Source organism: Streptomyces sp. S465 (assembly GCF_026898115.1).
GTDB classification, from domain to species: Bacteria; Actinomycetota; Actinomycetes; order Streptomycetales; family Streptomycetaceae; genus Streptomyces; species Streptomyces luomodiensis.
The window spans coordinates 3,452,926-3,475,369 of record NZ_CP114036.1 but is presented as its reverse complement, the minus strand read 5'-3'; the positions used below and the strand labels follow the sequence as shown (position 1 = coordinate 3,475,369).

Below are 22,444 nucleotides of genomic sequence, written 5' to 3'. Positions count from 1 at the left end.
GGGTTCGGTGGTCGAGGGCAAGGTGGCGTTCCTGTTCACGGGGCAGGGGAGTCAGCGGCTGGGGATGGGGCGTGAGCTGTATGACGCCTATCCGGTGTTCGCGGATGCGTTGGATGAGGTGTGTGCGCATCTGGATCTGCATCTGGAGCGGCCGCTGCGGGATGTGCTGTTCGGGGACGACGCGGCCGTATTGGATCAGACGGGGTTCACTCAGCCTGCGCTGTTCGCGGTTGAGGTGGCGCTGTTCCGGCTGGTGGAGGCGTGGGGCCTGCGTCCCGATTTTCTGTCCGGTCATTCGATCGGTGAGCTGGCGGCGGCGCATGTGGCGGGTGTGCTGTCGCTGGCGGACGCGTGCACGCTGGTGGCGGCTCGTGGGCGGTTGATGCAGGAGCTGCCGGCCGGTGGCGCGATGATCGCGGTGCAGGCGTCGGAGGACGAGGTGGCGTCGCTGCTGACCGAGCGGGTCAGCATCGCCGCGCTCAACGGGCCTTCCTCGGTCGTCATCGCGGGTGATGAGGACGCGGCGGTGGAGATCGCGGCGTCGTTCGAGGAGCGGGGTCGTAAGACCAAGCGGCTGACGGTGAGCCATGCGTTCCACTCGCCGCGTATGGACGGGATGCTGGAGGCGTTCCGTGAGGTGGCGCAGGGGCTGTCGTACGAGGCTCCGCGTATCCCCATCGTGTCGAATCTGACCGGTGGCGTGGTGTCCGCTGAGGAGATCACCAGCGCCGACTTCTGGGTGCGGCATGTCCGTGAGGCCGTGCGTTTCCTTGATGGTGTGCGGGTGTTGGAAGCGGAGGGTGTGACGACCTTCGTTGAGCTGGGTCCTGATGGTGTGCTGTCGGCGATGGCGCAGGAGTGTGTGACTGATTCGGCGTCGGACGCCGCGTTTGTTGCCGCGTTGCGGAAGGGTCGTGCGGAGGCCGAGTCGGTGACCGCTGCCCTGGCCGTGTTGCATGTCCGGGGTCAGTCTCCGGATTGGGGTCGCTTCTTCGAGGGCACTGGGGCGCGGCGGGTTGAGCTGCCGACGTATGCCTTCCAGCGCATCCGGTACTGGTGGGAGGAGGTTCCGGCGGCGTCGGAGGTTGCGCCGGGTGGTGCCGTCGACGGGCGGTTCTGGGATGTGGTGGAGCGCGGGGATGTGGCCGCGTTGGCGGCGGAGTTGGCGGTGGATCCGGGGCTTTCGCTGGGTGAGGTGTTGCCGGCGTTGTCGTCGTGGCGGCGGCAGGAGTCGTTGCGTTCGACGGTGGATGGTTGGCGTTACCGGGTGTCGTGGAAGCCGGTGACGGAGCGGTCGGCGGTTGGTGTGTTGGGTGGCTGTTGGCTGGTGGTCGTCCCGGGGGATGACGCCGAGGGTGTCTGGGCCACGGGTGTGGTGCGGGCGCTGGCCGGGCGTGGTGTTGATGTGCGCGTGGTCGAGTCGAGCGCGGTGGACCGGGCCGGGTTGGCGGAGGAGCTGCGGACGGCGGTCGTGGGCGGTTCGGTGGCGGGGGTGTTCTCGCTGCTGGCGGTCGAGGGTGCGTCGGGTCTGTTGCGTACGGCTGTGTTGGTGCAGGCGTTGGGTGATGCGGGTGTGGGTGCGCCGTTGTGGGTGGCGACGCGGGGTGCGGTGTCGGTGGGGCGTTCCGATGGTGTGGTGAGCCCTGGCCAGGCGTTGGTGTGGGGTCTTGGCCGGGTGGCGGCGTTGGAGCTGCCGGAGCGGTGGGGCGGTCTGGTCGACCTTCCCGAGACGGCCGATGAGCGTGCGCTGGGACGGCTGGCCGGTGTGCTGGCTGGTGCTGGTGGTGAGGACCAGGTCGCGGTGCGGGCCTCGGGTGTGTTCGGGCGTCGGTTGGTGCGGGCTTCGGCCCCGGCATCGGCCTCGGACGGTGGGTGGGTTCCGGGTGCTGGGTCGGTGTTGGTGACGGGTGGTACGGGTGCGTTGGGTGCTCATGTGGCCCGTTGGCTGGTGGCCAATGGTGCTGAGCATGTGGTGCTGACCAGTCGTCGTGGGCTGGAGGCTCCGGGTGCGGTGGGGCTGCGGGATGAGCTGGTGGCTTCGGGTGCTCGGGTGACGGTTGCCGCGTGTGATGTGGCGGACCGGGATGCGCTCGCGGAGTTGCTGGCCGGGCTTCCGGCGGAGTTCCCGCTGACCGCCGTCGTGCATGCGGCCGGTGTGCTGGACGACGGACTGGTGGACGCGCTGGATGCCGAGCGTGTGGAGCGGGTGGTGCGCGCCAAGGCCGTCTCCGCGCAGAACCTCCATGAGCTGACGCGTGAGCTGGACCTGTCGGCGTTTGTGCTCTTCTCCTCGATCGCCGGTTCGGTGGGTGCGGCTGGGCAGGGGAATTACGCGGCGGCCAATGCCTATCTGGATGCGTTGGCTGAGCGGCGGCGTGCTGAGGGGTTGCCTGCGACCTCGATTGCGTGGGGTCCGTGGGCCGAGGGTGGCATGGCCGCTGACGAGGCGTTCGAGCGGCGGATGCGGCGCGATGGCGTGCCGCCGATGGCGCCCGAGTCCGCTGTTGCCGCGTTGCAGCGGGCGTTGGATCTCGATGACACCGCTGTGACGGTTGCGGACATCGACTGGCATCGGTTCCTTGCCGAGTTCACCGCTGTGCGGACGAGTGCGCTGTTCGGGGAGCTGCCTGAGGCGCGTCCCGCGCCGGCTGCCGAGGGCGGGCCGCGCCTGGACGTTCCTGCTGCGGCTGGGACGTTGGCGGAGCGGCTGTCGGGTCTGACGGAGGCCGAGCGTACGCAGACGTTGCTGGAGTTGGTGCGTGCGCAGGTCGCGTCGGTGCTGGGGCACGGCGGGGCTGATGCGGTCGAGGCCGGGCGTGCGTTCAAGGAGCTGGGCTTCGACTCGCTCACCGCTGTTGAGCTGCGCAATCGGCTGAGCGGGGCGACCGGTCTGCGGCTGCCCGTGACGCTGATCTACGACTACCCGAACGCCACCGCCCTCGCCGACCACCTGCGGACGGAGCTGGTGGGCTCGGATGCCGTGGTGAGTGGCGGTGCCGTGGCGCCGGCGGTTGCGGTGGCCGATGATCCGATCGCGATCGTGGCGATGAGCTGTCGTTTCCCGGGTGGGGTGCGGTCGCCGGAGGAGTTGTGGGAGCTGTTGACGGCGGGTGGGGACGCGATTGCGGAGTTCCCGTCCGACCGTGGCTGGGATCTGGCGGGGTTGTACGACCCGGATCCGGAGCGTCAGGGGACGTCGTACACGCGTGAGGGTGGTTTCCTGTACGACGCCGGGGACTTCGACGCGGCGTTCTTCGGGATATCGCCGCGTGAGGCCCTTGCCATGGATCCGCAGCAGAGGCTGTTGCTGGAGACCTCGTGGGAGGCGTTCGAGCGCGCGGGTATCGACCCGGCCACGCTGCGCGGCAGCCGTACCGGTGTCTTCGCGGGCACCAACGGCCAGGACTACGCCGGGCTCGTCTCCACCCCGCCGGAGGGCCTGGAGGGTCATCTGGGCACGGGTAACGCGGCGAGTGTGGTGTCCGGCCGCGTCGCTTACACCTTTGGCCTTGAGGGTCCGGCGGTCACGGTCGACACGGCCTGCTCGTCGTCGTTGGTGGCGCTGCATCTGGCGGTGCAGGCGCTGCGGCAGGGTGAGTGCTCGATGGCGCTCGCGGGTGGTGTCACGGTGATGTCCACCCCCGAGAGCTTCATCGACTTCAGCCGTCAGCGTGGGCTTGCCGCCGACGGCCGGATCAAGGCGTTCGCGGCCGGGGCCGATGGCACCGGTTGGGGCGAGGGCGTGGGCATGCTGCTGGTGGAGCGGCTGTCGGACGCCCGTCGTAACGGCCACCCGGTGCTGGCCATCGTGCGGGGCTCGGCCATCAACCAGGACGGTGCGTCCAATGGTCTGACGGCGCCGAACGGTCCCTCGCAGCAGCGTGTCATCCGGCAGGCACTGGCCAGCGCTGGGCTGACGACCGGCGATGTGGACGTGGTCGAGGCGCACGGCACGGGCACCAGGCTGGGTGACCCGATCGAGGCCCAGGCCCTGCTGGCCACTTACGGTCAGGAGCGGGATGCGGACCGGCCGTTGTGGCTGGGGTCGATCAAGTCCAACATCGGGCACACCCAGGCCGCCGCCGGTGTCGCGGGCATCATCAAGATGGTGCTGGCGATGCGGCACGGGGTGCTGCCGCAGACGTTGCATGTGGATGAGCCGTCGCCGCATGTGGACTGGTCGGCGGGTGCGGTGTCGCTGCTGACGGAGCGGGTGGAGTGGCCGGAGACCGGCCGTCCGCGCCGCGCGGGTATCTCCTCGTTCGGGATCAGTGGCACCAACGCGCACACCATCATCGAGCAGGCCCCGGTGGTCGAGGAACCGGTGGAGGTGGCTGAGCGGGACGGTCTCGGCGGTGTGCTGCCGTTCGTGCTGTCGGCCAAGAACGCCGAAGCGCTGCGGGAGCAGGCCGGACGCCTGCACACTCACCTCGCGGAGCGGCCGGAGTCGGCGCTCCTTGATGTCGCTCACGCTCTGGCTGTCGGCCGCGCTGCCCTGGAGCGGCGTGCGGTGCTGACCGTCGGCGACCGGGACGCCCTGTTGCGGACGCTCACCGCACTGGAGCGGGGTGAGTCGGCTCCGTCCGTGGTGGAGGGGACGGTCGCGGACGGCAAGGTGGCGTTCCTGTTCACGGGGCAGGGGAGTCAGCGGCTGGGGATGGGGCGTGAGCTGTATGACGCCTATCCGGTGTTCGCGGAGGCGTTGGATGAGGTGTGTGCGCATCTGGATCTGCATCTGGAGCGGCCGCTGCGGGATGTGCTGTTCGGGGACGATGCCGAGGCGCTCGACCAGACCGGGTTCACTCAGCCCGCGCTGTTCGCCATCGAGGTGGCGCTGTTCCGGCTGGTCGATGCCTGGGGGCTGACGCCGGACTTCCTCTCGGGCCACTCCATCGGTGAGCTGGCTGCCGCACATGTGGCGGGTGTGCTGTCCCTCGCCGACGCGGCGACGCTGGTGGCGGCCCGTGGGCGGTTGATGCAGGAGCTCCCGGCCGGTGGCGCGATGATCGCGGTGCAGGCGTCGGAGGACGAGGTGGCGCCGCTGCTGACCGAGCGGGTCAGCATTGCCGCGCTCAACGGGCCTTCCTCGGTCGTCATCGCGGGTGATGAGGACGCGGCGGTGGAGATCGCGGCGTCGTTCGAGGCGCAGGGTCGTAAGACCAAGCGGCTGACGGTGAGCCATGCGTTCCACTCGCCGCGTATGGACGGGATGCTGGAGGCGTTCCGCGAGGTGGCGCAGGAGCTGACCTACGAGGCTCCGCGTATCCCGATCGTGTCCAACCTGACCGGCACCCTCGTCTCCGCCGAGGAGATCACGACCGCTGACTTCTGGGTGCGGCATGTCCGTGAGGCCGTGCGTTTCCTCGACGGTGTGCGGGCGTTGGAAGCGGAGGGTGTGACGACCTTCGTTGAGCTGGGTCCCGATGGTGTGCTGTCGGCGATGGCGCAGGAGTGCGTGACGGGGGAGGATGTCGCGTTCGCCGCCGCGTTGCGCAAGGACCGTGCGGAGGCCGAGTCGGTGACCGGGGCTCTTGCTCTGCTGCATGTCCGGGGTCGGCGTCCCGATTGGGCGGCGTTTTTCGAGGGCACTGGGGCTCGGCGGGTTGAGCTGCCGACGTATGCCTTCCAGCGCACCCGCTACTGGTGGGAAGAGGTCCCGGCGGCCGACGCCGGAGCTGGCTCGGCGGTGGACGGGCGGTTCTGGGATGTGGTGGAGCGCGGGGATGTGGCCGCGCTGGCGGCGGAGCTCGCGGTGGATCCGGGGCCGCTGGGTGAGGTGTTGCCGGCGTTGTCGTCGTGGCGGCGGCAGGAGTCGGTGCGTTCGACGGTGGATGGTTGGCGTTACCGGGTGTCGTGGAAGCCGGTGACGGAGCGGTCGGCGGCTGGTGTGTTGGGTGGCTGCTGGCTGGTGGTCGTCCCCGCGGGTGAGGCCGAGGGTGCCTGGGCCGCTGGCGTTGTGCGGATGTTGGCCGGGCGTGGCGTCGATGTGCGCGTGGTCGAGCTGGGTGCTGGGGACCGGGCCGGGCTGGCGGAGGAGCTGCGTGCGGCGGCCGTGGGCGGTTCGGTGGCGGGGGTGTTCTCGCTGCTGGCGGTCGAGGGTGCGTCGGGGCTGTTGCGTACGGCTGTGTTGGTGCAGGCGTTGGGTGATGCGGGTGTGGGTGCGCCGTTGTGGGTGGCGACGCGGGGTGCGGTGTCGGTGGGGCGTTCCGATGGTGTGGTGAGCCCTGGCCAGGCGTTGGTGTGGGGTCTTGGTCGGGTGGCGGCCTTGGAGCTGCCGGAGCGGTGGGGCGGTCTGGTTGATCTGCCGGAGTCGGTGGATGAGCGTGCGCTGGGGCGGCTGGCCGGTGTGCTGGCCGGTGCTGGTGGCGAGGATCAGGTCGCGGTGCGTGGGTCGGGTGTGTTCGGGCGTCGGTTGGTGCGGGCGGTCGGGAGCCGGACGTCGGGCGATGAGGGCTGGCGGGCTTCGGGTTCGGTGCTGGTGACGGGTGGTACGGGTGCGCTGGGTGCTCATGTGGCCCGTTGGCTGGTGGCCAATGGTGCTGAGCATGTGGTGCTGACCAGTCGTCGTGGGCTGGAGGCTCCGGGTGCGGTGGAGTTGCGGGATGAGCTGGTGGCTTCGGGTGCTCGGGTGACGGTGGCCGCGTGTGATGTGGCGGACCGGGATGCGCTCGCGGAGTTGCTGGCCGGGCTTCCGGCGGAGTTCCCGCTGACGGCTGTGGTGCATGCGGCCGGTGTGCTGGACGACGGCGTACTGGACGCGCTCACGCCGGAGCGGTTTGCCTCGGTGCTGCGGGCGAAGACCGATGCCGCACGGCATTTGGACGAGCTGACGCGTGAGCTGGACCTGTCGGCGTTTGTGCTGTTCTCCTCGATCTCGGGTTCGGTGGGTGCGGCTGGGCAGGGGAATTATGCGGCGGCCAATGCCTATCTGGATGCGTTGGCTGAGCGGCGGCGTGCTGAGGGGTTGCCTGCGACCTCGATTGCGTGGGGTCCGTGGGCCGAGGGTGGCATGGCCGCTGACGAGGCGTTGGCGCGGCGGATGCGCCGGGATGGGGTGCCGCCGATGGCGCCTGAGTCGGCGCTGGCCGCGTTGCGGCAGGCGCTGGACCTCGATGACACCGCCGTGACGGTCGCGGACATCGACTGGGACCGGTTCCTCGCCGAGTTCACCGCCGCACGCCCGAGCGCACTGTTCGGTGAGCTGCCTGAGGCGCGTCCGGCGTCGGCTGCCGAGGGCGCGTCGCGCCCGGCCGTCACCGCAGGGACCGGCACGCTCGCGGAGCGGCTGTCGGGTCTGACGGAGACCGAGCGCACGCAGACGCTGTTGGAGTTGGTGCGTGCGCAGGTCGCGTCGGTGCTGGGGCACGGCGGGGCCGAGGCGGTCGAGGCCGGGCGTGCGTTCAAGGAGCTGGGCTTCGACTCGCTCACCGCCGTCGAGCTGCGCAACCGGCTGAACGCGGCCACCGGTCTGCGGCTGCCCGCCACGCTGATCTACGACTACCCGAACGCCACCGCCCTCGCCCAGCACTTGCGTGCCGAGCTGCTGGGCGCGGATGTCGCGGCGACCGGCGGCGTGGCTGCGCGCGGGACGGTTGCGGTGGCCGATGATCCGATCGCGATCGTGGCGATGAGCTGTCGTTTCCCGGGTGGGGTGCGGTCGCCGGAGGAGTTGTGGGAGCTGTTGACGGCGGGTGGGGACGCGATTGCGGAGTTCCCGTCCGACCGTGGCTGGGATCTGGCGGGGTTGTATGACCCGGATCCGGAGCGTCAGGGGACGTCGTACACGCGTGAGGGTGGTTTCCTGTACGACGCCGGGGACTTCGACGCGGCGTTCTTCGGGATCTCGCCGCGTGAGGCGCTGGCCATGGATCCGCAGCAGCGGTTGCTGCTGGAGACGTCGTGGGAGGCGTTCGAGCGTGCGGGCATCGACCCGAACGCGCTGCGCGGTGAGCAGATCGGTGTCTTCGCCGGGACCAATGGCCAGGATTATCTGTCGTTGCTGATGCAGGCGCCGGAGGGCCTGGAGGGTCATCTGGGCACGGGTAACGCGGCGAGTGTGGTGTCCGGCCGCGTCGCTTACACCTTTGGCCTGGAGGGTCCGGCGGTCACGGTCGACACGGCCTGCTCGTCGTCGTTGGTGGCGCTGCATCTGGCGGTGCAGGCGCTGCGGCAGGGTGAGTGCTCGATGGCGCTCGCGGGTGGTGTCACGGTGATGTCCACCCCCGAGAGCTTCATCGACTTCAGCCGTCAGCGCGGACTGGCCGCCGACGGCCGGATCAAGGCCTTCGCGGCCGGGGCCGATGGCACCGGTTGGGGCGAGGGCGTGGGCATGCTGCTGGTCGAGCGGCTGTCGGACGCGGAGAAGAACGGCCACCCGGTGCTGGCCATCGTGCGGGGCTCGGCCATCAACCAGGATGGTGCGTCGAATGGTCTGACGGCGCCGAACGGTCCCTCGCAGCAGCGGGTCATCCGGCAGGCACTGGCCAGCGCCGGGTTGTCGGCCGGTGATGTGGACGTGGTCGAGGCGCACGGCACGGGCACCAGGCTGGGTGACCCGATCGAGGCCCAGGCCCTGCTGGCCACTTATGGTCAGGAGCGGGATGCGGACCGGCCGTTGTGGCTGGGGTCGATCAAGTCCAACATCGGGCACACGCAGGCCGCGGCCGGTGTGGCGGGCATTATCAAGATGGTGCTGGCGATGCGGCATGGTGTGTTGCCGCAGACGTTGCATGTGGATGAGCCGTCGCCGCATGTGGACTGGTCGGCGGGTGCGGTGTCGCTGCTGACCGAGGCGCGGGAGTGGCCGGAGGCGGGCCGTCCGCGTCGTGCGGGTATCTCCTCGTTCGGTATCAGTGGTACCAACGCGCACACCATCATCGAGCAGGCCCCGGCCCTTCCCGCCGAGCAGACCGAGGCGTCCGAGCGGGATGGTCTCGGCGGTGTGCTGCCGTTCGTGCTGTCGGGCAAGAATGCCGAAGCGCTGCGGGAGCAGGCCGGACGCCTGCACACCCACCTCGCGGAGCGGCCGGAGTCGGTGCCGCTCGATGTCGCCCACACTCTGGCTGTCGGCCGTGCCGCCCTGGAGCGGCGTGCGGTGCTGACCGTCGGTGACCGGGACGGCCTGCTGCGGGCACTCGACGCGCTGGCCCGGGGCGAGGCTGCCCCGGGCGTGGTCGAGGGTTCGGTGGCCGAGGGCAAGGTGGCGTTCCTGTTTACCGGGCAGGGCAGTCAGCGGCTGGGGATGGGGCGTGAGCTGTATGACGCCTATCCGGTGTTCGCGGATGCGTTGGATGAGGTGTGTGCGCATCTGGATCTGCATCTGGAGCGGCCGCTGCGGGATGTGCTGTTCGGGGATGACGCGGCCGTATTGGATCAGACGGGGTTCACTCAGCCCGCGCTGTTCGCCATCGAGGTGGCGCTGTTCCGGCTGGTCGAGGCGTGGGGCCTGACGCCGGACTTCCTCTCCGGTCATTCGATCGGTGAGCTGGCTGCCGCGCATGTGGCGGGTGTGCTGTCCCTCGCGGACGCGGCGACGCTGGTGGCGGCCCGTGGCCGGCTGATGCAGGAGCTCCCGGCCGGCGGCGCGATGATCGCCGTCCAGGCGTCCGAGGACGAGGTGGCGCCGCTGCTGACCGAGCGTGTCTCGATCGCCGCCCTCAACGGGCCCGCCTCGGTCGTCATCGCGGGTGACGAGGACGCCGCGGTGGAGATCGCGGCGGGCTTCGAGGCCCAGGGCCGTAAGACCAAGCGGCTCACCGTCAGCCACGCGTTCCACTCGCCTCGCATGGACGGCATGCTGGACGCCTTCCGCGAGGTCGCGGAGGGGCTGACGTACGAGGCTCCGAGCATCCCGATCGTCTCCAACCTCACCGGGACGGTCGTCTCCGCCGAGGAGATCACCAGCCCCGACTTCTGGGTGCGCCACGTCCGCGAGGCGGTCCGCTTCCTCGACGGCATCCGCACGCTCGAAACCCAGGGCGTCACCACCTTCGTCGAGCTGGGCCCCGACGGTGTCCTCTCCGCGATGGCGCAGGAGTGTGCGACGGGCGAGGATGTCGCGTTCGCCGCCGCGCTGCGCAAGGACCGCCCCGAGGCTGAGGCGCTGCTCTCGGCCGTCGCGCGGGCGCATGTCCGTGGTGTGACGCCGGACTGGGCGGCCGTCTTCGCCGGTGCGGGCGCCGCCCGTGTGGAGCCGGCCTCGCTGCCGACGTATCCCTTCCAGCGGCAGCGGTACTGGCCCAGCCCGGCCGCCCTGATGGCGGGCGACCCGGAGTCGATCGGGCTGGGCGATATCGACCATCCGTTGCTCGGTGCCGCCGTTGCGCTCGCCGACGCCGACGGTTTTCTGCTCACCGGGGTGCTGTCCACGCGTACGCACGCGTGGCTGGCCGACCACGTGATCATGGAGACGGTGCTGCTGCCCGGTACGGCGTTCGTGGAGCTGGCGAGTGCTGCCGGTGTCCAGGTGGGCTGTGCGCGGGTGGACGAACTGACCCTGGAAGCCCCGCTCGTGCTGCCGGAGCACATCGGGGTGCGGGTGCAGCTCGTTGTGGAGGGGCCGGACGAGTCCGGTCGCCGCTCCTTCAGTGTGCATTCGCGTCGGCAGGACGCACTGGGGACCGAACCGTGGACGCGGCATGCCACCGGTGTGCTCGCTCCCGGGGCCCCGGGAGCCGAGCTCGAGGAACTCGCGGTGTGGCCGCCGCAGGGCGCGACGCCGATCGCGGTCGAGGGACTGTATGAGGAGCTGGCCGGGATGGGGCTCGGCTACGGGCCGGTGTTCCAGGGGCTCAAGGGCGCCTGGCGGCTGGGCGAGAACCTCTACGCCGAGGTGGGCTTCCCCGAGGGCGCGTCGCTGACGTCGGATGCCGAGGCCGAGCGGTTCGGGCTGCATCCGGCCCTGCTCGACGCGGCGCTGCACGCCATTGGCCTGGACACCGCCGATCCGGGTGCGGCCGAGGGTGCGTTGCTTCCGTTCGCGTGGAACGGCGTCCAGCTGTATTCGGCTGGGGCCGGTGCGCTGCGGGTGCGGCTGTCCGAGCGTTCGGCGAACGCGGTGTCGCTGCTGGTGGCCGACGGTACGGGACGTGCGGTGGCCACGGTCGAGTCCGTGGCCTTGCGGGTGGCCTCGGCCGACCAGGTGCGCGCGGCGCGTGGCGGACTGCACGAGTCGCTGTTCCGGCTGGACTGGACCGCGGTTCCGGCGCCCACCACGGGGGCGGCCACGGGCGAGTGGGCCGTGCTCGGCGTGGATGCCGGGGAGCCGGCCGTGCTGGAGAGCGCGTTCGGGCCCGGAATCCGGCTCGCCGCGTTCGGTGATCTGGCGGTGCTGCGGACGGCTGTCGAGGCCGGGGCGCCCGTGCCCGACACCGTGTTCGTCGACGGCACAGGCGGCTTCGGCGGTGGAGACGCGTCGGCTGTGCACGAGGCCACGCAGGCCGTGCTCGCCCTGCTCCAGGAGTGGTTGGCGGATGAGCGGTTCGCCGCGGCGCGGCTGGTGCTGCTGACCCAGGGCGCGGTGGAGACCGAGCCGGGGGCGGGCGTGGCGGACCTGCCGTACGCCGCCGTGCGCGGTCTGTTCCGCTCCGCGCAGTCGGAGAACCCGGGCCGTCTGGTGCTGCTGGACGTGGACGGGGACGAGGACTCGTACCGTGCGGTGCCCGGCGCGCTGGGCATGGACGAGGCGGAGCTGGCGTTGCGCGCGGGTGTGGCGCTGGCGCCCCGGCTGGCCCGGGTTCCGGTCACCGACGACAACGGCAACGGCAACGACAACGACAACGACAACGAGAACGACACCGCTCCGTCCTTCGATGAGCACGGCACGGTGCTGGTCACCGGCGCCTCGGGGACCCTGGGCGGTCTCTTCGCGCGCCATCTCGTCACCGCCCACGGCGTACGGCATCTGTTGCTGGTGAGCCGTCGTGGTGCTGACGCCGAGGGCGCCGAGGAGTTGACCGCCGATCTGACGGCGGCCGGTGCCACGGTGACGTGGGCGGCCTGCGATGTCGCCGACCGCGAGGCGCTCGCTGCGACCCTGGACGCCATCCCGGCCGAGTATCCGCTGACCGCTGTGGTGCACAGCGCGGGCGTGCTGGACGACGGCGTTCTGGAGTCGCTGACGCCGGAGCGGGTGGCGCGGGTGTTGCGTCCGAAGGTGGACGCGGCGTGGAACCTGCATGAGCTGACCCGCGACCACGAGCTGTCCGCGTTCGTGCTGTTCTCCGGTGCCGCCGCCGTGTTCGGCGCATCCGGGCAGGCGAGCTACGCCGCCGCCAACTCCTTCCTGGAGGCGCTCGCCCAGCACCGTGTCGCCCAGGGCCTTCCGGCCACCGCGCTGGCCTGGGGGCTGTGGGCCGGTGCGGGCATGGGCAGCGGGCTGGACGAGGTCGATCTGCGGCGCATCGTGCGCGGCGGGGTCGCCCCGATCGCCCCCGACGAGGGGCTCGCGCTCTTCGACGCGGCCCGCGCCGACGACGCGGCCGTGTTGTTCCCGATGCGGCTGGACTACGCGGCGCTGCGCAGCGAGGCGGCGGCGACCGGTACCGTCCCGGCGCTGTTCCGTGGTCTGGTCCGGGCGCCGGCCCGCCGGGCGGCCGCCGTCACCGCCGACGGCCCCTCGCTCGCCCAGCGCCTCGCCGGGCTCACCCGGCCCGAACAGGACCGTGAGCTGCTGGAGTTGGTGTGTGGCCGGGTCGCCGCGGTGCTCGGTTACGGGGGCGCGGAGGCCGTTGAGGCGGGGCGTGCGTTCAAGGAGCTGGGCTTCGACTCGCTGACCGCTGTGGAACTGCGCAATGACCTCCGGACCGTTACCGGGTTGCGGCTGCCGGCGACGCTCGTCTTCGACTACCCGACCCCGACTGCCCTGGCCGGTCATCTGCGCGAGGAGCTGCTGGGTGCTGAGGAGGCCACCGCACCGCTCGTTCCCGTGCGGACGCAGGCGGCCCCGGCGGTGGACGACGACCCGATCGTCATCGTCGGCATGAGCTGCCGCTTCCCCGGCGGGGTGCGCACCCCGGAGGAGCTGTGGGAGCTCGTCGCCACCGGCGGCGACGGCATCTCCGGCTTCCCCGTGGACCGTGGCTGGGACCTCGACGGTCTGTACCACCCGGACCCCGACCACGCGGGCACCTCGTACACCCGCGAGGGCGGTTTCCTGCACGACGCGGCGGACTTCGATCCGGACTTCTTCGGGATCTCGCCGCGTGAGGCGCTGGCCATGGATCCGCAGCAGCGGTTGCTGCTGGAGACCTCGTGGGAGGCGTTCGAGCGCGCGGGCATCGACCCGGCGACGGTGCGCGGCAGCAAGACCGGCGTCTTCGCCGGCGTCATGTACCACGACTACCTCACCGGTGTGGCAGGTGTGCCGGAGGATGTCGAGGGCTATATGGGCACCGGGACCGCGGGCAGTGTCGCTTCCGGCCGGGTGGCGTACACCTTCGGCCTGGAGGGTCCGGCGGTCACGATCGACACGGCGTGCTCGTCGTCGCTGGTCGCCCTGCACTGGGCGATTCAGGCGCTGCGCGCGGGTGAGTGCACGATGGCGCTGGCCGGCGGTGTGGCGGTCATGGCCACACCCGATACGTTCATCGACTTCAGCCGTCAGCGCGGCCTGGCCGCGGACGGCCGCTGCAAGTCGTTCGCGGCCGGTGCGGACGGTACGGGCTGGGGCGAGGGCGCGGGCATGCTGCTGGTCGAGCGGCTGTCGGACGCCCGTCGCAACGGCCACCCGGTGCTCGCGGTCGTGCGCGGTAGCGCGATCAACCAGGACGGTGCGTCGAATGGTCTGACGGCGCCGAACGGGCCCTCGCAGCAGCGGGTGATCCGGCAGGCGCTGGCCAGTGCCGGTCTGTCGGCCGGTGAGGTGGACGCGGTCGAGGCCCACGGCACCGGCACCCGGCTCGGCGACCCCATCGAGGCGCAGGCGCTGCTGGCCACCTACGGTCAGGAGCGGGATGGGGACCGGCCGTTGTGGCTGGGGTCCATCAAGTCCAACATCGGGCACACCCAGGCCGCGGCCGGTGTGGCGGGCATCATCAAGATGGTCATGGCGATGCGGCACGGAGTGCTGCCGCGGACGCTGCACGTCGATGCGCCGTCGCCGAACGTCGACTGGGCGGACGGCGCGGTCGCGCTGCTGACCGAGGCGCGGGAGTGGCCGGAGGCGGGCCGTCCGCGCCGTGCGGGGATCTCCTCGTTCGGTATCAGTGGCACCAACGCGCACACCATCATCGAGCAGCCGCCGGCCATCGAGGCCCACGAGGACGAGGCGGCGCGGCCGTCCGCCGTACCGCCGGTGCTGCCATGGCCGTTGTCGGCCGTGGGCCGGGAGGCGCTGCGTGGCCAGGCCCGCCGTCTGCACGACCGGCTGCGCTCCGCCGACGCGGACGTGGACCTGGCCGCCATCGGCTACACCCTGGCCACCGGGCGCAGCGCGTTCGCGGATCGTGCGGTGCTGGTGGCCGATGGCCGTGAGGGCTTCCTGCGCGCCCTGGAGGCGCTGGCCTCCGGTGAACCGGCCACGGGCCTGGTGGAGGGGTCGCCGGTGGCCGGGAAGCTGGCGTTCCTGTTCACGGGGCAGGGCAGCCAGCGGCTGGGCATGGGCCGTGAGCTGTACGACGCCTATCCGGTGTTCGCGGAGGCGCTGGACGCGGTGTGCGACGCGCTGGACCGGCACCTCGAACGGCCGCTTCGGGAGGTCCTGTTCGGCGAGGACGCCGAGGCGCTGGACCGGACCGGGTTCACCCAGCCCGCGCTGTTCGCCATCGAGGTGGCGCTGTTCCGTCTCGTCGAGGCATGGGGGCTGCGGCCCGACTTCCTCTCGGGCCACTCCATCGGTGAGCTGGCCGCGGCCCATGTGGCGGGTGTGCTGTCCCTCGCCGACGCGGCGACGCTGGTGGCGGCGCGTGGCCGGCTGATGCAGGAGCTGCCGGCCGGCGGCGCGATGATCGCCGTCCAGGCGTCGGAGGACGAGGTGGCTCCGCTGCTGACCGAGCGTGTCTCGATCGCCGCGCTGAACGGGCCCAGCTCCGTCGTCATCGCGGGTGATGAGGACGCGGCGCTGGAGATCGCGGCGGGCTTCGAGGCCCAGGGCCGTAAGACCAAGCGGCTCACGGTCAGCCACGCGTTCCACTCGCCCCGTATGGACGGGATGCTGGAGGCGTTCCGTGAGGTGGCCGAGGGGCTCACGTACGAGGCCCCGCGTATCCCGATCGTCTCCAACCTCACCGGCGGCGTCGTCTCCGCCGAGGAGATCACCAGCCCCGGCTTCTGGGTGCGCCACGTCCGCGAGGCGGTCCGGTTCCTCGACGGTGTCCGCACCCTGGAAGCCCAGGGTGTCACCACCTACCTCGAGCTCGGTCCCGACGGTGTGCTGTCCGCCATGGGCCAGGACTGCCTCACCGGCGGCGACACGGCGGCCTTCGTCGCCCTCCTGCGCGAGGGCCGTTCGGAGGCCGCGACGCTGGCCGGTGCCCTTGCCGCGCTCCAGGTGCGGGGCGTGGGCCTGGACTGGGAGGCGTTCTACGCGGGGACCGGTGCGCGGCGCGTGGAACTGCCGACCTACGCCTTCCAGCGACGCCGCTACTGGCTGGAGGCGTCGACGGCCACCGTGGCTGCCGACGCCACGGCCCGGGACGCGGTCGACGCCCGCTTCTGGGAGGCCGTCGAGCGTGAGGACCTGGCGTCGCTCGCCGCCACCTTGGACCTCGGCGCCGAGGACAACGAGGCGCTGGAGGCACTGCTGCCCTCGATGTCGTCGTGGCGGCGCCGGCAGTCGGAGCGTTCGACGGTGGACGGCTGGCGCTACCGGGTGTCGTGGAAGCCGGTCACCGACCGTTCCGCCGCGTCCCTGAGCGGCCGTTGGCTCGTGGTGGTACCGGCCGACGCGGTCGGTGACGCACGGACCGCCGGTGTGGTGGGGATGTTGAACGAGCGTGGTGTCGATGTGCGGCAGGTGGTGACGGCCGCCGATGACGACCGCGCCGCGGTGGCCGCGCGGCTCACCGAGGCCGCCGGCGCCGAGGCCGTGACCGGTGGTGTGGTGTCCCTGCTGGCGCTGGCGGACGGGGACGGCCTCCTGGCCACGGCGGCGCTGACGCAGGCCCTGGGCGACACGGGTATCGGCGCGCCGTTGTGGGTGGTCACCCGGGGCGCGGTGTCGGTGGGGCGTTCGGACGGGGCGGTCAGCCCGGTGCAGGCGCAGGTGTGGGGTCTGGGCCGGGTGGCGGCGTTGGAGCTGCCCGAGCGGTGGGGTGGTCTGGTCGACCTCCCGGAGGTCGTGGACGAGCGTGCGCTGGGGCGGCTGGCGGAGGTGCTGGCCGGTGCCGGTGGCGAGGACCAGGTCGCGGTGCGGGCCTCGGGTGTGTTCGGACGTCGTCTGGTGCGGGCATCCGCGTCGTCCGCCCGCGGCTCGTGGACCCCGGGAGCGGGTACGACCCTGGTCACCGGCGGTACAGGCGCGCTGGGTGCGCGGGTGGCCCGCTGGCTGGTCGCGGGCGGCGCCGAGCACGTGCTGCTCACCAGCCGCCGTGGTCTGGATGCCCCCGGCGCCGTCGAGCTGCGCGACGAACTCGCCGCTTCCGGCGCCCGGGTGACCGTGGCGGCCTGCGACGTGGCCGACCGGGACGCGCTCGCGGAGCTGCTCGGCTCCCTCCCGGCCGAGCTGCCGCTGACCGGTGTGGTGCACACGGCGGGTGTGCTGGACGACGGTGTGCTGGACTCGCTCACCCCCGAGCGGTTCACGGCCGTGCTGCGGGCCAAGGTGGCCGCCGCGGCCCATCTCGACGAGCTGACGCGTGATCGGGAGCTGTCGGCCTTTGTGCTGTTCTCCTCGATGAGCGGCACGTTCGGCGCCGCCGGACAGGGCAACTACGCGGCGGCCAACGCCTATCTGGACGCGCTCGCCGAGCGGCGGCGCGCCGAGGGGCTGCCCGCCACCTCGATCGCCTGGGGGCCGTGGGCCGAGGGCGGGATGGCCGCGGACGGGGCGCTGGAGCAGCGCATGCGACGCGGTGGACTGCCGCCGATGGACGCCGAGTTGGCGGTCTCCGCACTACAGCGGGCGCTGGATCTGGACGAGACGGCCGTCACCGTCGCGGATATCGACTGGAGGCGGTTCGCGCCGGAGTTCACCGCCGTCCGGCCCAGCCGTCTGTTCGCGGATCTGCCGGAGGCGCGTGCGGTGGCGGAGGACTCCGCCACCGAGCCCGTGGCCGATGGCTCCTCGCTCGCCGCACGGCTTACCGGGCTGGGGGAGGCGGAACGGGACCGGCTGCTGCTGGATCTGGTCCGTACGCAGGTGGCCGTGGTGTTGGGCCATGACGGTTCGGAGTCGATCGGTGTGGACCGGGCTTTCAGTGAGCTGGGTTTCGACTCGCTCACCGCGGTCGAGCTGCGCAATCGGCTGAACGCGGCCACCGGCATCCAGCTGCCCGCGACGCTGGTCTTCGACTACCCGACCGCCTCCGCCCTCGCGGGGTACCTGCGCGGCGAGTTGACGGGTGCGGACACCGGTGCCGACACCTCCCAGCCGGTGCCCGTGCCGGTGGCGACCGATGACGATCCGATCGCGATCGTGTCGATGAGCTGCCGCTTCCCGGGCGGGGTGCGGTCGCCGGAGGAGCTGTGGCAACTGCTGACGGCAGGCGGGGACGCGATCGCGGAGTTCCCGTCCGACCGTGGCTGGGACCTGGACGCGCTCTACGACCCGGACCCGGACAAGCGGGGCACCTTCTACGCACGCGAGGGCGGATTCCTCTACGACGCGGGCCACTTCGACGCCGCGTTCTTCGGGATCTCGCCGCGTGAGGCCCTCGCCATGGACCCGCAGCAGCGGCTGCTGCTGGAGACCTCGTGGGAGGCGTTCGAGCGCGCGGGCATCGACCCGGCGACGCTGCGCGGCACCTCGGCCGGTGTCTTCGTCGGCACGAACGGGCAGGACTACCACGCCACGCTGCACACGGTCCCCGAGGGGGTCGAGGGCTACCTCGGCACGGGCAACGCGGCCAGCGTGGTCTCCGGCCGGCTCTCGTACGCCTTCGGCCTCGAGGGCCCGGCGGTCACCGTCGACACGGCCTGCTCCTCCTCGCTGGTGGCGCTGCACTGGGCGATCCAGGCACTGCGCCAGGGCGAATGCTCGATCGCGCTCGCGGGCGGTGTGACGGTCATGTCGAGTCCCGGCGCGTTCATCGAGTTCAGCCGTCAGCGCGGGCTGGCCCCCGACGGCCGGTGCAAGGCCTTCGCGGCCGGTGCGGACGGCACGGGCTGGGGCGAGGGCGTGGGCATGCTGGTGGTCGAGCGGCTGTCGGACGCGCGCCGCAACGGCCACCCGGTGCTCGCGCTCGTCCGGGGCTCCGCCATCAACCAGGACGGTGCGTCGAACGGTCTGACGGCGCCGAACGGGCCCTCGCAGCAGCGGGTGATCCGGCAGGCGCTGGCCAGCGCCGGTCTGTCGGCCGCCGATGTGGACGCGGTCGAGGCCCACGGCACCGGCACCCGGCTCGGCGACCCCATCGAGGCCCAGGCGCTGCTGGCCACCTACGGCCAGGAGCGGGACGCGGAGCGGCCGCTGTGGCTGGGGTCCATCAAGTCCAACATCGGCCACACCCAGGCCGCCGCCGGTGTGGCGGGCATCATCAAGATGGTTCTGGCCATGCGCCACGGGGTGCTGCCGCGCACCCTCCACGTCGACGAGCCGTCGCCGCACGTCGACTGGTCGGCGGGCGACATCGAGCTGCTGACCGAGGCCCGGCCCTGGCCGGAGACCGGCCGTCCGCGCCGGGTGGGCGTCTCGTCGTTCGGCTTCAGCGGCACCAACGCCCATACGGTCCTGGAGCAGGCCCCCGAGCCCGTCGCGGCCCCCGAGCAGGACCGGAGCGGCGACCCGGAGCGCCCCCTGGTCCGGTCCGATGTGGTGGCCTGGCCGCTGTCGGCCAAGGGCGAGGACGCGCTGCGGGCCCAGGCCGAACGGCTGCGCGCCCACCTGGAGGCCGACACCGGGGCGGACGCCGTGGACGTGGCGTACTCCCTGGCCACCACCAGGTCCGCGCTGGAGCACCGTGCGGTGGTCCTCGGCCCGGACCGGGACCGGCTGCTCGCGGGCCTCACCGCGCTCGCGCGCGGCGAGTCGGCCGCACAGCTGATCCGGGGCGTGCCCACGGAAGGCCGTACCGCCGTGCTCTTCACCGGGCAGGGCAGCCAGCGGCTCGGCATGGGCCGAGAGCTGTACGAGGCCAGCCCCGTCTTCGCCGAGGCGCTGGACGCGGTCTGCGCCGAACTGGACCGGCATCTGACGCGGCCGCTGTACGACGTGCTGTTCGGCACCGACGAGGAGCCGCTGCACCAGACCGGGTTCACCCAGCCCGCGCTGTTCGCCCTCGAGGTGGCGCTGTTCCGGCTGGCCGAGGCCGCCGGGCTGCGGCCCGACGTCCTGGCCGGGCACTCCATCGGCGAGCTGGCCGCGGCCCATGTGGCCGGGGTGCTGTCGCTCGAGGACGCCGCCACGCTGGTGGCCGCGCGCGGTCGGCTGATGCAGGAACTGCCGTCCGGCGGTGCGATGATCGCGCTCCAGGCGGCGGAGGACGAGGTCGAGCCGCTGCTGGTCGAGGGCGTCGGCATCGCCGCCCTCAACGGGCCCACGTCGGTGGTCATCGCGGGCGACGAGGACGCGGCGCTGGAGGTCGCCGCGTCGTTCGAGGCGCGGGGGCGCAAGACCAAGCGGCTCACGGTCAGCCACGCCTTCCACTCCCCGCACATGGACGGGATGCTCGCCGAGTTCCGCAAGGTCGCCGAGGGGCTGACGTACGGTGCGCCGCGCATCCCGATCGTCTCCACCGTCACCGGACAGCTGGTGACCGACGAGCTGGGCATGGCGTCCGACTACTGGGTGCGCCATGTGCGCCACGCCGTCCGCTTCCTGGACGGTGTCCGTGCCCTGGAGGCCCAGGGTGTCACCACCTATGTCGAACTGGGCCCGGACGGGGTGCTGTCCGCCATGGCGCAGGACTGCGTCACCACCGGAGACGAAGCAGCCGAGGCCACGGCCGATGTGGCCTTCGTGCCCGTGCTGCGCGGCGGACGGTCCGAGCCGGAAACCCTGGCCGGCGCGCTGGCCACGCTGCATGTCCGGGGCGCGGCCCTGGACTGGGAGGCGCTGTTCGCCGGGACCGGTGCACACCGTGTCGAACTGCCCACGTACGCGTTCCAGCGACGGCGCTACTGGCTCGACGGTGCCGTGCGGCACACGCCCGACCAGGTGGCCACGACCGTCGACACGGCCGGCGCCCGCTTCTGGGAGGCGGTCGAGAGCGACGACCTCGCCTCGCTGGCGGACGCGGTGGGCATCGACGTGGACCAGCCGCTGAGCGCGCTGCTCCCGGAGCTGTCCGCGTGGCGGCGGCGTGAACGCGAGCAGTCCGCACTCGACGGCTGGCGCTACCGCGTCACCTGGAAGCCGGTACAGGAGCCGCGACTGGCCGCCGTGCCCGGTGTCTGGCTGGTCGCCGAACCGGCCGGGTCCGCCGGCCACGCCGACACCGTGCGCGGAGTCATCGACGCGCTGGCCGACCGGGGTGCCGACATCCGGCGCATCACCCCGTCCGGCGGCGGCGACCTCGACCGCGAGGCCCTCGCCGACCGGATCCGCCGGGCCACGGCCGACGAGCGGGTGTCCGGTGTGCTCTCGCTGCTCGCGCTGGACGAGCGTCCGCACCCCGACCACCCCGCCGTGCCCACCGGACTGCTGGGCACCGGAAGTCTGGTGCAGGCGCTCGGGGACGCGGGCGTGGACGCCCCGCTGTGGTGCGCCACCACCGGCGCCGTCGCCACCGCCGCCTCCGAGCCGCTGGGCAGTGCCGCACAGGCGCAGACCTGGGGCCTCGGCCGGGTGGTCGCGCTGGAGCACCCGGAGCGCTGGGGCGGTCTGATCGACGTGCCCGCGACGCTCGACGAACGGGCCGCCGACCGCCTGGCGGGGGTGCTCGGCGGACACGGCGACGACCACGAGGACCAACTGGCGATCCGTACGGCCGGAGTCCTGGCCCGCCGCCTCGCCCACGCCGAGCGCACTCCGGCCACCGGAGCGCCGTGGCGGCCCCGGGGCACGGTCCTGGTCACCGGCGGCACCGGTGCGCTGGGTGCCCATGTGGCCCGCTGGCTGGCGGACCACGGCGCCGACCACCTCGTCCTGGCCGGACGCCGTGGGCAGCGGGCCCCCGGGGCCGACCAGCTCACGGCCGAACTGACCGCGAAGGGAGTCGAGGTGACCGTCGCCGCGTGCGATGTCACCGACCGGGACGCGGTCGCCGGGCTGCTGGCCCGCATCCGCGACGAACACCCGCACCACCCGCTCAGCGCGGTCGTGCACGCGGCGGGCGCGGGGCAGTTCGCACCGCTCGCGGAGACCACCCCGAGCGATGTCGCCGACGTGGTCTCGGCGAAGGTCGCGGGCGCGGCCCACCTGGACGCGCTGCTCGGCGACACCGAACTGGACGCCTTTGTGCTCTTCTCCTCGATCGCCGGGGTGTGGGGCAGTGGCGGCCAGGGCGCGTACGCGGCGGGCAACGCCTTCCTCGACGCGCTGGCCGAGCGGCGCCGCGCCCGTGGCCTGGTTGCCACCTCCGTGGCCTGGGGCCCGTGGGCGGACGGCGGCCTCGTCGCCGACGACGAGGCGGCCGGGCAGCTGCGCCGTCTCGGCCTGCCGGTGATGGCCCCGGACTCCGCCATCACCGCCCTCCAGCAGGCGCTGGACCGGAACGACACCACCGTCGTCGTCGCCGACGTCGACTGGGACCGCTTCGCCGCCACCTTCACGGTGGCACGCCCCCGTCCGTTCATCGCCGATCTGCCCGAGGTCGCCCGTGCCCTCGCGGCGGACCCCGCCGACGGCGCGGGCGAGGGGACGGACGGGGCACCGGCGGAGTCCCTGCGGCAGCGGCTCGCGGGGCTCACCGGGCCCGAGGCCGACCGGGTCCTGCTCGACCTGGTCCGTACGGAGGTCGCCGCCGTCCTCGGACACGACGACACCACAGCCGTCGAGGCGGGCCGGGCCTTCAAGGAGCTGGGCTTCGACTCCCTCACCGCCGTCGAACTCCGCAACCGGCTGAACGCGGCGACCGGGCTGAAGCTCACCGCCACCCTGGTCTTCGACTATCCGACGCCCAGCGTGCTCGCCGGTGTGCTGCGTGCCGAGCTGCTCGGTGAGGACACCACACCGGAACTCCCGGTCCTCGCCGAAATCGACAAGCTGGAATTCGCCCTCTCCGGCGTTTCCGACGACGCGACGGAACGCGAGCGGGTCACGGCCCGGCTCGAAGCGCTGCTGCGGACATGGAACGAGACCGAGAGCGCCGCGGTCGCCGACGGCGGCGACGAGGAAGCACTCGACCTCGACTCCGCCTCGGCCGAAGACATCTTCGACATCATCAACAATGAATTCGGAAGGTCCTGA

1 protein-coding gene (cut by a window edge) is annotated in these 22,444 nt (G+C 72.2%); it reads left to right on the top strand.

Annotated elements, in window-relative coordinates:
• A protein-coding gene (locus N6H00_RS14555) for a type I polyketide synthase (RefSeq protein ID WP_268972097.1) crosses the window boundary here: on the top strand, nucleotides 1–22,444 show its 3' portion. The gene continues 6,674 nt to the left of window position 1, outside the view; the window shows 22,444 of its 29,118 coding nt (coding positions 6,675–29,118); its start codon lies beyond the left edge, outside the window; the stop codon is at nucleotides 22,442–22,444.